This is a genomic window from Rossellomorea sp. FS2 (assembly GCF_047915635.1).
Classification (GTDB): domain Bacteria; phylum Bacillota; class Bacilli; order Bacillales; family Bacillaceae_B; genus Rossellomorea; species Rossellomorea marisflavi_A.
Map to the genome: position 1 here is coordinate 331052 of NZ_JBLRVS010000007.1, position 13293 is coordinate 344344.

The window sequence follows — 13293 nt, forward strand, 5'->3', positions numbered from 1 at the left end:
CAGCTGAAGCGGCTCACCGTCCACCCCGCAGGAAAGCGAACGACCGCAGCGGAACGGAACGAACCCTTCCACCCACCAGACTGCCCAAAATGGTTTCCACCCCTCCCCGACAGGGTAACCCTAAAACACAAGGAGGAAAAAACATGACCATCTTTCATAACCAAGCACTGCAAAACCAGCACATCCTCATAACCGGTGCCACAGGAGGCATCGGTCACGAAACGGCCATCGCCGCCATTGAGGCAGGGGCGAACGTCACCGTAACCGGGCGGAACGAAGACAAACTTGCCAAACTCAAAGAATCCGTCCAGTCCCCCCATAATCTCCACGTCTTCCCCGCAGACCTGACCAAACAGGACGACCGGAAGCAGCTCATCTCCCATGCAATTGAAGCGTTCGGTCCCATTACTGGACTGGTCAACTCTGCCGGCATCGGGGGCGGCGACCTTGTTGAGAAACTCTCCGATGAAGACATGCGCACCATCATGGAGCTTAACTACTTTTCCCTCGTCTCTATCACCCAGGACGTGTATCGAGGTATGAAGGAACATGGAGAAGGATCCATCGTCAATCTATCGTCCCTTTCCGGCTTACGGGGAACACATGGAAACAGCGCCTACAGCGCCTCCAAATTCGCTGTCACTGGCTTCACCCAGGCATTCGCCCATGAAGCCATCGAGCACGGCGTGAGGGTCAATGCGGTGTGTCCTGGCTATGTCGACACCGAGATGGGACAAAAAGCCATCGCCTCAAAAGGCAAACGGGAAAACCGCACATATGAAGAGCAGCTGGAAGTCGCAAAGTCTGGAATTCCATCCAACCGGCTGACTTCTCCCCGCGAGGTGGCTAACGTCATCCTTTTCCTGCTGAGCGACGCCGCCTTCAATGTGGTAGGCGAGTCCATGAAGATCTCAGGTGGAAGCGTCATGAGATGATAAAAAAGGAAGCCGCCGATTGCTTCGGCGGCTTCTCTCATTGTTCGTTTTTGATCTTTTCTTTAAGCTCCTCGATGTATTTCTGTTTTTCTTTTTCATTTTTCAGCGTGTCGGCGTTTTTATCTTTTATATAGTCCTGCAGTGCTTTCTCAATGTCTTCTTTCGTGGCGTTCTCAGGTATCTTACCTGATTCTTTCAGCGTTTTGATGATCTGTTCATCGTTGGCTATGATATCCAAATGTTCAACACCCTTTTCTGCCTCGGGAACGACGGTTTCTTCCGCATCGTCCTTCGGCTTTTCTTTAGATGATCCATCTGTACCGCACCCGCTGAGGATGACGGCCAGACTCATGACACCAGAGAGGATCAAGCGCGTTTTCATGCAAGCACTCCCTTTCAAAGGACTGTCTAGTAACCTTCTACTTTCCAAGTGAAAAAGCCTTCTTCCCGGGAAAAGAAATGAAATTAGTGCCATCCTCACTTTTAGCTGATGCCTTAATATGGTTTAATTAGTAGTACATTGGTATGAATAGTGGATGACAGGTTGTTTTTTTATAACGATTTTATTCTTTATATAGTAAAAGGCGAGATTTCTCTCTCTTTTTTTTACTACAAAACCGAACATACGTTCTAATGGTGGTGAAAAAAATGGACACATTGATGACCCGGTTTTACAAGCATTACCCTCATCTCAAGCATAACAAAGCGGTCGATTCGTTTATCAGCAAGCAGGAAAACAGAACATTGATCGAACAGTTCCTCCTTGAACCGAACGCTGAAAGGGAATACGAATTGAACGAAGCATTCAAGTCCCATTATTTTGATATCCGTTTTACGGCCTATGTGAGTTCCTCCCTGTATTTCCATAGTGTCAATTTTGATAAGAAGCATCGGACGTATTCCGAGCGGCATCCTCTCACTCTTGATAAGAAAACCGATCAGGGGGACGGGCAGGCGTTCATCGATCTTGTTCCTGATCAGTCGGACAGCCTGTCGCCATTCATGAATTACTCGACACTGGCAGAATGCCTTGAGGACGACGATCTTCTCACAGGCTACAGGGCACTTACAGAGAGACAGCAAAGGATCCTTGACCTCGCTTACGTCCAGGAATGGAGCGACACGGAAATCGCTAGGAGCATGGGGGTATCCCAGCAGGCCATATCCAAGAGCCATAAAAAGGCTTTGAATGCATTACGAATCCTATTACAGAAAAAGGAGTAGATGCAATGGGCGCACTTTATGAAATGGTAAAAGAAGCACAGGCTACAGGTGAATATGAAACAAAGGTGATTACGTCATTCGAACCGAAAATCAAGAAATCCCTCTACATGACCCGTGCTGAAAACCGTGATGATCTTGAGCAGGAGCTTAAAATCAAGATTATTCACTATGTGAGGGAGTATTCGATGGACCGCATTCCAGGACTGTTTGATTTGGAGTAATGACAATGATCGACCGGCTGAATCCAGCCGGTTTTTTTATGCCTTGTTTTCGAATTTTTCCAGGGAGGTTGTAGTTCTGCTCCCTTCTCTTTCTTTAGTAAGTGTAAGGCAAACGAAACGGTCGCGATGAGGTTGGGATGACTTCAATCGCCGTACCGCATCCCTTTGGTTTGTCTCTTACCATTCATATCATAGGGAGAGATGTTACATGAACTGGACAAGGACAATGAAGCAAGGTGACTCTGGTAACGATGTTCGAGAATTGCAAATCCGGGTGGCAGGATGGGCAGCTGCCTCGCCGGCAAAGACTCATGTGGCCGTTGATGGCGTATTCGGTGCAGGGACTGCAGCAGCCGTCAAGCGATTCCAAAGCGCTTATGGCCTGACAGCAGACGGCGTTGCCGGTCCTCAGAGCCATACTCAATTGAACGCACTGGAAGCAAGTGACGGATCGACTGCCCACTTCAACTTCTCTGAATTTTATTCCAAGGACGGAAGCACCTTCAATGGAGGGAACGTCGGATCCACTCAGGTCAGGGAGAATATCCGCCGCCTCATGTACAAGCTGGAAGCACTTCGCAAAAAGCTCGGAAACCCTCCCGTCACCATCAACTCAGGATTCCGAAGCATCAGTCATAACCGCAGTGTAGGAGGAGCCTCGAACTCCCAGCACACCTACGGGATCGCAGCGGATATCAACCCTTCCGGAAAGACCCCTTCACAGGTGGCGGAAGTGGCCAAAACATGCGGATTCAGCGGAATCATCAAATACAATACGTTCCTGCACGTCGACAGCCGCGCGGAATACTCATACGGCGCCCAAACGTACTACTGGGCTTAAATCAACCTTAAAAACAGGAGGAATACCATTATGCCAATCATCGTACTAGACCCGGGACACGGCGGCTCTGATCCAGGAGCCATCGGGAACGGTCTTCAAGAAAAGAATCTTGCTTTAACGATCGGACTTAAGGTGAAAGCCTATCTCGAATCCAATTACGGCGCGGATGTCCGCATGACCCGCTCCACCGACGTCTTTATCGAATTATCCCAGCGGTCCGCTTTTGCCAATGGACTCGGTGCTTCTTACTTTGTCTCTCTTCACCATAATGCAGGCGGTGGAACTGGATTTGAAAGCTTCGTCTATACCGGCACGAGGGAAACTGAAACCGGCCGCAGGCAGGATGTCGTCCACGCTGAGATCATGAAGTTCTATTCCCAGTATGGCCTCCGTGACCGCGGCAAGAAGGTAGCTAACTTCGCCGTACTTCGTGGAACGTCCATGCCGGCCATCCTCCTCGAGAATCTGTTCATGGACAGCGTGAATGACACGAATCTATTAAAAAGTGCATCGTTCATCCAGGGATTATCGAATGCCATCGGCCTTGGCATTGCCAAAGCACTTAATCTGTAAATCCAGGGCGGGCTTCCCGCCCGCTTTCTTATAAGGAGGAATGATCATGGATTATTCTGTGTTCGTCCAATTGCTCGGTAACTTCGGATTCCCCATCGCCGTCACCCTTTTCCTGCTCGTTAAATTGGAGAAGAAGCTTGAGCAGTTGGAGCAGGCCATTCAGGCCCTGTCCCAGACTTTCTCCAAAGAAGACAGGCAGTAAGGAGGTTCATGAATGTGATATCATATGTATCCAATTTGGTCGCCATCGGGATCGGCATGGTGGGGATCGGACTTTGGTTGAGTCAGTTCCATGCATGGATGGCTGTGCTGCTTCTGATCGGAAGCGTGCTGATGTTAAGAATGGATAAGAAGGGTTGAGCGCCGGGGCTCTGCCCTTTTTTTGTTGCAAAAAAAGAGACCTGAACGGCCTCTTTATCTATTGCTTTCCTTCAATGGTGGAAAGGTCCACTTTATACAGTTTGTCATCCTGCTCTCGCGGGATGCCCCTTCCGTCCGTATTATTCGTTGTGAAATAGAGAGTTTCCCCATCTACATGGACATCGCGGATCCTGCCAAAGCCATCCAGCAGATCAGTGACCTCTTTGGTGTCCGGGTCGAACTGCTTGATGCTCTGTCCTGCGAGGGTCGCAAACAGGAGCTTCCCTTCACTGAAATCGGCTCCCGACGGGGCCCATGATGGCTCACCTGAATGAGCGAGAGGAGGAATGGTCCCTTCCTTTTCTTCGTCACCCTTTACATCCGGCCAACCGTAGTTTGCCCCTTTTTCAATCATATTGACTTCATCATAGCCTTTCGGTCCATGCTCCGTCGCATATAGGGTCTCCCCATCCCAGGCCAAGCCCTGTGGATTTCGATGTCCATAACTGTACAGATAGCTATCGGAAGGATTGTCGCTCGGGATGCTTCCGTCGAGATTCATCCTCAAGATTTTCCCGCCAAGGTATTCGGGATCTTGAGCCTTCTCGTCATTTGTGGCATCTCCTGTAGTGATATACAGTTTCTCATCCGGTCCGATTTTGAGACGACCTCCATGATGGAACTGACCGCTCGGGATCCGGTCGAGAAGAACGTCCTTCTCCTTCCAGGATTGATCCTTCCTTTCAAGAAGGACAACCCTGTTATAAGGGGAGCCTTCATCGTCATAGGTGTAATAGGCATACGCTTGCTGATTTTGAGCAAAATCCGGATGAAGGACAAAACCCAACAGGCCTGCTTCCGGGTTGTCCGATAACGGCTTTTCCAGGGAAACGTCCTTTTTCACTTTCTTCCCGTCCTGTACTTCTACAATGGAACCTGTCCTCTCGGTTACATAAAGCGTCTCTCCGTCTTGGTCGATGGACCATGGAATGGAGAGCGAATCGGCTACGACTTCATATTCAACGCTTGGTTTTTCGACTGATGCATGTTCTTCCTGCTGTTTTTCCTCCTGATCGGCACATCCCGCGATCAGGACCAAGCTGAAGATGATCCATATGAATGGATGTTTCATGCATTCAGCTCCCTTTATGATTTTTCACCAGTATAGCCTGTTTTTCTTCATTTCAGTCCTGTTCCGACTGCTCCATTGCGTCCAGGATCGCTTTTGCCACACCGTCTTCACGGTTAGTAGCCGTCACGTGGGAACAGAATTCCTTCACTTCAGGGAGGCCATTCCCCATGGCGACCGGACGGCCCACAACCTTCATCATGGACAGGTCGTTCAAATTATCCCCTATGGCCATGGCGTCTTTTACATTCAACCCTTTTGATGATAATACTTTTTCAATGGCTACCCCTTTTTGTGCGTGGATGCTATTGATCTCAAGGTTGTTCTTACCTGAAGAGCTGACGGCAAGATACTTCAGTTCTGCCAGCAAAGATTGGGCCTGCTGAAGCTTTTCCCGATCTTTGGAGAATACGAGGAATTTGAAGACAAGATGTTCCGAATCTTCGAAAAGGACTTCATAATCTTCCACGACATTGATGCGACCTTCGTCGTACCTTTCCTTCGCAGCCTGCCTCACCTGTGCTTCAGATACGTCGGGATTCGAGGTCTTGAAGATGTCGATGATGAGATCGATCCCCTTCTCATAATCTTCTGTGTATGTACCCTGATTCGTATACACCTCAAAATAGATACCGAGCTCGTTCAGTCTTGCCGCGATTTGCCTCGAATGATCATCCTCGATTCCCGCCTGATAGACGATTTCCCCATCAGCATCCCGGACCTCGGCTCCATTGGCACAGATGATATCACAGTCGATCCCTGCCTCTTTCACAACATAGGAGGCTTCTTCGTAAGAGCGGCCCGTTGCCACAATCACTTCAATTCCAGCTTGTTGGGCTTTCAGGATTGCCTCTTTATTCCCTTCGCTGATTTCTTGTTTTTCATTCAATAATGTTCCATCCATATCGCTTGCTATGCTTGTAATCATTGATCAGACACCTTTCTTTCAGGAAAATATTCTTAATTAGGTTATTGTATCATGAACCGCTATCATTTATTAGTTTGCACCACTCTACTTGAAGAAAACCCCTTTAAATGAAAGGGTTTTCAAACCTTTTATAGAACTAAGTAGGGATATCAATTTTTCACATAGCCTAAAGGAGTGACATTCATTGAAGAAACTCACAGCCCTATCGAACCGAATTATGCAGCGCTATCTGCCAGATCCATTCTTATTCGTCATCATCCTTACCCTCTTTGTTTTTGCTTCCGGAATCATTTTTACAAAGAGTTCACCCGTCGACATGGTTAAATACTGGGGTGAAGGCTTCTGGGGGCTTCTTGCCTTTTCCATGCAAATGGTGCTTGTGCTCGTAACAGGTTATGTCCTTGCAAGCAGTCCCTTATTCAAACGACTGCTGGGCTATCTTGCTTCACTGGCAAAATCACCGGGGTCGGCCATCATCATCGTTACCCTCGTCTCTCTCGCAGCGAGCTGGATCAACTGGGGGTTCGGCCTGGTCATCGGCGCCCTGTTTGCAAAGGAATTGGCCAAACGGGTCAAAGGGGTTGATTACCGCCTCCTCATCGCAAGTGCATACTCCGGTTTCGTGGTATGGCACGGTGGATTTTCCGGTTCCATCCCTTTATCGATCGCGACAGCGGGCCATCCTTTCGAAGACAAGATGGGGGTGATCCCAACAAGTGAAACGATGTTTGCGGCCTTCAATATCTTTATTGTTGTCGCCCTCTTCGTCATTCTTCCCATCGCCAACCGGCTGCTTATGCCTTCAAAGGAAGATACCGTTTCCGTTGATCCATCCTTGTTCAATGAATCTGCAGCCACCGCAGAAGTGGTCGACCCTACTCCCGCCGAACGGTTGGAGAACAGTTCGATCCTATCGGTCATCATATCCCTTCTCGGAATAGGGTTCATTGTTTACTATTTCATCAATAATGGGTTTGCGTTGAATTTGGATATCGTCAATTTCCTTTTCTTATTCCTCGGGATCCTCTTCCACGGAACCCCTAAAAGCTACCTTGATTCCGTGCAGGAAGCCATCAAAGGGGCAAGCGGCATCGTCATCCAGTTCCCGTTCTATGCGGGGATCATGGGAATGATGGGGGCTTCGGGATTGGCCGTACTCGTTTCCGAGGTCTTCGTGTCCATTGCAAATGACACAACCTTTTATTTCTTCGCCTTCCTGTCAGCAGGGATTGTGAATTTCTTCGTCCCGTCCGGCGGCGGCCAGTGGGCCGTACAGGCACCCATCATGCTTGATGCGGCACAGGCCCTCAATGCGTCGATTCCCAAGACGGCCATGGCTGTGGCGTGGGGGGATGCCTGGACGAACCTCATCCAGCCGTTCTGGGCCCTGCCGGCTCTCGCCATCGCCGGTCTCAAGGCCAAGGATATCATGGGCTTTTGCGTTCTGATCCTGATCGTGAGCGGTGTCGTCATTTCCATCGGACTCCTGATATTATAAATACACACAAAAAAGGCTGTTCTCATCTGGAGAGCAGCCTTTATACCTATCATTTACGAGATTCTATGAAATTACATTTCATTCTCTCTTCTTCTCAACAGCTCCACTTCCAACATCTCGATGAACTCTTCTTCCAGTCCTTCTTTTTGTGCCATTCGGTGGGCATTGGTTAATTGCTCTTCAGTAAGTAATGTTAGTGATTGCATCTACTACACTCCTGACTAACCTAGTTATGGGTTCCATTTACCCCTAATAATCCCTATTAAACCTATTTACCAGAAAAATATAATTTTTTCCTTTTCCTACTTTTTCTATCGGCTCAAGACGGGACTTATGAATGGGTTTCTAAAAAGAGTTGAAATGATTGACCCATAGGTTAGAATAAAGTTGTAAGCGTTTACTCGGTTTAAATAGAGGCAGGAAATTAAGATTTCTTCAAAGGTTGTTTACCAGAGAATCTTTTTGGGAAGATAATCAAAGGCATCTATTGTTAACCAGTTTGAAGTAGAGTATGGACAATTAAATATGTATGCATTAGAATGAATAATGTTTCATTTTTCGTCATTACTTTTTTGAGGTGAACCTATGAATCCGCAACAACGCTTTACACTTGGACAACAGCTACGTTTTATCATTCCCTCTTTGTTGGGAATTTTATTATTTATAGTTCCTTTACCTGTCGACGGTGAAGTGACGATCCCGATTGCCGTTCTATCGAATGCACTGCTGGATGCGATCGGCCCCGTGATTCCTTATGTCATGACCATCCTGATCGCCTTGACGATCATCGGCACGTTCATCACCAAGGCTTTTAAACCGGCGGTCATCATGGACTCACCGTTTTTCAAGACGCTGTTCAATGTTACGCCCGTCTGGTTCGTCATCAGGATCGTCGGCGGTATCTACGCTGTCATGACCCTTTTCAAGTTAGGGCCGGAGTGGATATGGTCAGAAGACACAGGGGGACTGCTCCTGAGCTCGGATGGGCTGATTTCCATCCTGTTCTGCGTCTTTTTATTCGCCGGACTCCTTCTTCCCTTACTGCTGAATTTTGGTCTTCTTGAGTTTTTCGGTTCCATCCTGACGAAGGTCATGAGGCCGATCTTCAATCTGCCAGGTCGATCCTCCATCGACTGTCTGGCTTCGTGGCTGGGCGATGGGACCATCGGGGTCCTGTTGACAAGCAAGCAGTATGAGGAGGGCTTTTATACGAAGAGGGAAGCAGCGGTCATCGGGACAACGTTTTCCGTTGTATCCATCACCTTCTGTCTGGTTGTCATTTCGACGGTCAACCTGAGTGAATTCTTCTTCCCCTTCTATCTGACTGTGACGTTCTCCGGCCTTGTTGCGGCAATTATCCTGCCGCGGATCCCTCCACTGTCCCGCAAGCCTGATACGTATTTCAATGATCAGGAAGGGAAGGATACAGCAGAGACCATTCCTGACGGATATACCCGTGCAGGCTATGGCTATGAACAGGCTGTCCTTCAGGCAAAGAAGAACAACAGTGTGTCAAAATTCATCACAGACGGCATGAAGAACGTACTTGATATGTGGATGGGCGTAGCCCCGATCGTCATGGCGATCGGGACGACGGCACTCATCGTCGCGGAGAACACGAAGTTCTTCGAATGGATTGGTATCCCCTTCATCCCGGTACTCGACCTCCTTCAGATTCCTGAAGCAGCAGAGGCTTCAAAAACGATCCTGGTCGGTTTTGCGGATATGTTCCTCCCTACCATTTTCGGTGCAGGCATCGAGAGCGATATGACCCGGTTCATCATCGCCTGCCTGTCCGTCACTCAGCTGATCTACCTGTCAGAAGTCGGGGGACTGCTCCTCGGATCAAAAATCCCTGTATCCTTCTGGGATCTGGTGGTCATCTTCCTTCAACGGACGATTTTGACTCTACTCATCATCGTCGGGATTGCCCATCTCTTATTCTGACTTATACGAAAGGAGTACCCGGAACGGATCGGGTACTCCTTTTTTCATGATGGGGATGAGCAGCAAGTATAGACGTCTTCCTTACTATCCGTACCACTTCTGATATTGTTCCTGTAGTGCCGTCAGGGTCAGTTCCAACGTGGAAGGAATCGGCCAGTCTGCATGTTTCATGAACGGATCGCTTCCGATTCCTACCGTGAACATCCCTGTCTCAAGAAGGCCTCTTAATCCAGCTTCCCCGTCCTCGATCCCGACACACCTTCTTTCTTCGACTCCCAGCAGCTCCTTCGCCTTCTGGAAGATCTCGGGATCAGGCTTCCCCTTAGTAAGGGAAAGTGGATCGATGGTGTATTCAAATGCCCAAGAAAGACCGGTTTTCTTCAGGACCTCTGGTGCGTTCCGGCTGGAAGAGGCAACAGCCATCCGGATTCCATTCTCCTTTAGTTCTTTCAAGAAGGATTCCATACCAGGGAGGACATGATCAGGCGTCAGGGTATCCATCAGTTGCAGGTAGCGTCGATTTCTCTCCTCCGCCAGCCGGATTTCCAAGTCCTCTTCAATCTTCTTCCCCGCTTCCTTCCATACGGTTCGGATGGTCTCCCTCCTGCTGATTCCCTTCAACCGATTATTCTGCTCCCATGTATAGTCGATGCCGAATGGAAGCAGGGTATCCCTGGTCGCTTCGTAATAAAGGGGCATCGTATCCGTCAGGACCCCATCCATATCAAAAATGACTGCCTCGATCGTTTTCATCGTCAACCTCCTGTATATGAATTGAAAAGCCTGCCATCATGGTGCTGACGGCAGGCGTGCATGGATGGGGAACCCGATTGTGACACGGGTCCCTTCCCCCAATTCTGATTCGATCTTCAAACTTCCTTTATGACCTTCGATAATTTTTTGACTGATGGTGAGTCCAAGGCCCATGCCTTTTTCCTTGAGGGTGAAGAAAGGTTCTCCCAGACGTTCCAGCCTGTCTGCAGGAATGCCTGCTCCCTGATCCTGTACAGTGATCAATATCTCTTCCTCCAAGCAGTGGGCCTTGATGGTAATGAGCCCCTCTTCCATGGACTCGATGGCATTCTTCGTGATATTGATCACGACTTGTATGCACTGATTCCGGTCCCCGACGATCTCGACCGGCTCCTGGGGCAGGTCCACCTTCAGATTGATGCCTTTCATCAGTGCTTCATGTCCCATCACTTTGCCGACATAGTCCAGCACTTCCCTTATATCGAATGGACGTGATTCCCTCAGATGCGGCTTCGACAAAATGAGGAGCTCTCCGACAATCTGATTGATGCGGTCCATCTCGGTGCTCATGATGGTTAAGTAACGGTCTGAAACATGTTCGTTTTCCTCCAAAAGCTGAATGAATCCTTTTATGCTTGTAAGGGGATTACGGATTTCATGAGCGATACCGGCTGCCAGTTCACCCACGACGGACAGCTTTTCATTTCGAAGAAGCATCTCTTCTGCAACCTTTTGCTGGGTAATATCCCGGCCGATGATGACAAGGCCCTTCCTCTCCCCGGATGAATGGAACAAGGGGACCTTGATCACATCAAATGTCTTATGCTCACCGGAAGGCAGGACAAAGCTCTCTTCGCAGCGGGTCCCTTTTTCACCCCAGGCCCTTTCATCCGATTCAATACAGAAATCAAAGGCGTCTTTGAAAAAAGGGACAAGCTCTCCCAGCTCTCTGTCGGTCTTTCCGATATAATCGATGCCTTCCAGGTTATAGAGCTCCCTCCCAAACTGGTTCACTTTCATCCATCTTCCCTCTCCATCCTTGAACGATACAAAGTCCGGCAGGGAGTGGAGGAGGGTGGAAAGTTGATTCTCTTCCTCCAGGAGGGTCTCGTGGACAGAAGAAAACGTAAGGGCTTTTTTGATAGACTGATAGAGTAAACTTAAACCGATGCTCGCAACTACGGGAATGGCGATCAAAAGGGCCACCCCCTCAAGAACAAACACCATGATCATAGCGGAGAGGAACAGCACGGCTGACAGGACCAGTCGCATAATGATATAAGAAATGTCATATGAGCGCACGTGCCTTCCTCTCCTTTCACCTTAGAATAGATTGAACATATACGGTCCGATAAGTGATATATATAGAAGGATGTAGGTTCCCATGAAGTAAAACACTCCGGCAAACGGACCCCACTCCTCATTTCTTCCAAACTTCCATACAAGGGCCGTCAGTAAGCTGATCACGATCATCACTGCATAGCCACTGCCGTTGAAGCTCAAGAAGCCCGGTGCGACTTGATGAAAATAATCCCCCATCGCCTTGCCTGTATAGGTGAACGGCATGATCAAGAAGATCAAAATGGTGACATATTCCGCCATGCTGATGCCTTCCTTCTCCAATACATTCGGTTTGAAGATATTCAAGAGAATCAGGATAAATAAGGAAGGAAGCACCCAATAGAATGAGGTCAGCCCCGTTACCAAACTTGAAAATAGCATAAGAGTCCCATTGAGTAAAGCCTCTTTGACGGACGCTTTTGTCCAGTGCAGACTCGATTGGGTCACCTCGTCATTTTGCGAAGCGCCATATAGTTCATATGTACCACCATTGTAATTGAACCAAACCACTTCATTGTCTGATAATGGAAGAGGTGATTGTGTCAAATGCCTCGTGGTGTTCAGGCGAAAAGCCTGATAAGAGCCATCTTCATTCGGAACGGCCTTATAAAGGGCAATCGCATTGAAATCCCCGATTTCCTGCCCCTCTGCAGTGAGCAGCAATGTGGCTTTCCCATCGATCTCGGCCAGTTGGATATCTCCCGGTGACTCCAGATCGAGCCCATTGTCTGCGTTGACGAATCGGATCTTTTCTGGCTTTTGAAGCTCATCGCCCACCTTATCGACAGGCAGATTCACCTTATACGTCGCCGTGGTCAATTGCCCTTGTGAGCGGGCTGTTTCACTGTAGAACAACGTCAGTTGCCCATCTGCTATCTCATAAGTCGCATTTTCAACTTGTTTACTAGAGTTCTTCTCCAGAAGCAAAAAAGGGGCGCTTACATGATGCTCTTTATCAATATAATGGAATTGTACATGGGTATCGTCTGCCTTGGTCTGAACTACGGAATCCCCATCCTTACCGATGGTCACACGATCAATCTCCTGTTGAAAGGAATGAAGCTTACCAGCATCTTCTGTTTGAGGGTCCATTTCGTAGAGCGTGCCACCCGTCCAATAATACACACGGTTTTCACTCGTTTGAAGGCCTGTGATCCCTTCTGACAGGACGGAATTCTTCCCGCCTGCATAGGACACTAATTTAGTATCCTCATAGTAGATGACCTTCTTGCCATCAGTCCAATAGGGGTAACTGCCGGAAACATCGACGTCAAGCTTCAGCTTCTCCTCGACCCGGAGTCCTTCTTTAACGTTGAGCTCCTGGATCTCTCCTCCACTTGAGACGAAGAGGTCCCCGCTTTCTCTGAACAACTGCGGCCTGTCCTTATATGATTGATCAAGGTATACCGAACGGCTCCAATCCTTCTGAGGGGGCTCTTTCACCTTCAATAACTGATGGAGGAACATCCCTCCGATCATAAGGATGACCAATGCCATTGGAATACCCAAAACCTTCAATTTTTCTTTCACTGTTCATTCCCCC

General features: G+C 48.6%; 16 protein-coding genes and 1 pseudogene. 10 read left to right on the forward strand and 7 right to left on the reverse strand.

Annotated elements, in window-relative coordinates; translation table 11 throughout:
* Positions 1-143: 143 nt before the first annotated feature.
* A complete protein-coding gene (locus tag ACNA6I_RS21010; protein ID WP_148794478.1) occupies positions 144-935 on the forward strand; it encodes an SDR family NAD(P)-dependent oxidoreductase in 792 nt (263 codons plus the stop codon).
* Between the two features lie 37 nt (positions 936-972).
* Here ACNA6I_RS21010 and ACNA6I_RS21015 read toward each other — a convergent pair whose 3' ends face one another.
* Positions 973-1317: a hypothetical protein gene (locus ACNA6I_RS21015; protein ID WP_370296135.1), complete on the reverse strand. Its 345-nt coding sequence runs from the start codon at positions 1315-1317 to the stop codon at positions 973-975.
* A gap of 266 nt (positions 1318-1583) precedes the next feature.
* Between ACNA6I_RS21015 and ACNA6I_RS21020 the strand changes: the two genes are divergently transcribed.
* The 7 genes and pseudogenes from ACNA6I_RS21020 (at position 1584) to ACNA6I_RS21050 (ending at position 4154) form a co-directional block, all read left to right on the forward strand.
* The gene (locus ACNA6I_RS21020; RefSeq protein WP_347321101.1) at positions 1584-2159 is read left to right on the forward strand and encodes a sigma factor-like helix-turn-helix DNA-binding protein; all 576 of its coding nucleotides are present in this window, start codon (positions 1584-1586) and stop codon (positions 2157-2159) included.
* Positions 2160-2164: 5 nt separating this feature from the next.
* Positions 2165-2380: a hypothetical protein gene (locus ACNA6I_RS21025; RefSeq protein WP_416314122.1), complete on the forward strand. Its 216-nt coding sequence runs from the start codon at positions 2165-2167 to the stop codon at positions 2378-2380.
* 226 nt (positions 2381-2606) lie between these two features.
* Positions 2607-2732, forward strand: a pseudogene (locus tag ACNA6I_RS21030) (peptidoglycan-binding domain-containing protein); the annotation flags it as partial.
* Positions 2733-2804: 72 nt separating this feature from the next.
* Positions 2805-3221: a YcbK family protein gene (locus ACNA6I_RS21035; protein WP_373921157.1), complete on the forward strand. Its 417-nt coding sequence runs from the start codon at positions 2805-2807 to the stop codon at positions 3219-3221.
* Positions 3222-3251: 30 nt separating this feature from the next.
* On the forward strand, positions 3252-3794 hold the full coding sequence (locus ACNA6I_RS21040) for an N-acetylmuramoyl-L-alanine amidase family protein (RefSeq protein ID WP_053429702.1): 543 nt from the start codon (positions 3252-3254) through the stop codon (positions 3792-3794).
* Between the two features lie 46 nt (positions 3795-3840).
* On the forward strand, positions 3841-3996 hold the full coding sequence (locus ACNA6I_RS21045) for a YvrJ family protein (protein WP_048004785.1): 156 nt from the start codon (positions 3841-3843) through the stop codon (positions 3994-3996).
* An 8-nt stretch (positions 3997-4004) separates the two neighbouring features.
* Complete coding sequence (locus ACNA6I_RS21050; protein WP_156450689.1) at positions 4005-4154, forward strand: hypothetical protein; 150 nt, start codon at positions 4005-4007, stop codon at positions 4152-4154.
* A 58-nt stretch (positions 4155-4212) separates the two neighbouring features.
* Here the strand turns inward: ACNA6I_RS21050 and ACNA6I_RS21055 are convergent, their stop codons facing one another.
* Both ACNA6I_RS21055 and ACNA6I_RS21060 read right to left on the reverse strand, forming a co-directional pair.
* Positions 4213-5286, reverse strand: a complete 1074-nt coding sequence (locus ACNA6I_RS21055; protein ID WP_416314123.1) for a PQQ-dependent sugar dehydrogenase — start codon at positions 5284-5286, stop codon at positions 4213-4215.
* Between the two features lie 52 nt (positions 5287-5338).
* Positions 5339-6211, reverse strand: a complete 873-nt coding sequence (locus tag ACNA6I_RS21060) for a Cof-type HAD-IIB family hydrolase (RefSeq protein ID WP_416314124.1) — start codon at positions 6209-6211, stop codon at positions 5339-5341.
* A gap of 184 nt (positions 6212-6395) precedes the next feature.
* Here ACNA6I_RS21060 and ACNA6I_RS21065 point away from each other — a divergent pair, with 184 nt between their 5' ends.
* The gene (locus ACNA6I_RS21065; protein ID WP_367080426.1) at positions 6396-7709 is read left to right on the forward strand and encodes a short-chain fatty acid transporter; all 1314 of its coding nucleotides are present in this window, start codon (positions 6396-6398) and stop codon (positions 7707-7709) included.
* A gap of 71 nt (positions 7710-7780) precedes the next feature.
* Here ACNA6I_RS21065 and sda read toward each other — a convergent pair whose 3' ends face one another.
* Positions 7781-7915: a sporulation histidine kinase inhibitor Sda gene (gene sda / locus ACNA6I_RS21070; protein WP_148794474.1), complete on the reverse strand. Its 135-nt coding sequence runs from the start codon at positions 7913-7915 to the stop codon at positions 7781-7783.
* A gap of 379 nt (positions 7916-8294) precedes the next feature.
* On the opposite strand from sda, the gene ACNA6I_RS21075 reads away from it, so the two are divergent.
* Positions 8295-9656 carry a YjiH family protein gene (locus ACNA6I_RS21075; protein ID WP_416314125.1) on the forward strand — a complete coding sequence of 454 codons (1362 nt, stop codon included), beginning with the start codon at positions 8295-8297 and terminating at the stop codon, positions 9654-9656.
* A gap of 84 nt (positions 9657-9740) precedes the next feature.
* Here the strand turns inward: ACNA6I_RS21075 and pgmB are convergent, their stop codons facing one another.
* Genes pgmB through ACNA6I_RS21090 form a run of 3 tightly spaced genes read right to left on the reverse strand, consistent with a single transcriptional unit; the run spans position 9741 to position 13247 of the window.
* Entirely contained in the window at positions 9741-10409 is a 669-nt protein-coding gene (gene pgmB / locus ACNA6I_RS21080) for a beta-phosphoglucomutase (protein WP_416314126.1), read from the reverse strand.
* A 36-nt stretch (positions 10410-10445) separates the two neighbouring features.
* The gene (locus ACNA6I_RS21085; protein ID WP_231579062.1) at positions 10446-11711 is read right to left on the reverse strand and encodes an ATP-binding protein; all 1266 of its coding nucleotides are present in this window, start codon (positions 11709-11711) and stop codon (positions 10446-10448) included.
* A 21-nt stretch (positions 11712-11732) separates the two neighbouring features.
* Positions 11733-13247, reverse strand: a complete 1515-nt coding sequence (locus tag ACNA6I_RS21090) for a hypothetical protein (protein WP_416314127.1) — start codon at positions 13245-13247, stop codon at positions 11733-11735.
* Between the last annotated feature and the right edge of the window lie 46 nt (positions 13248-13293).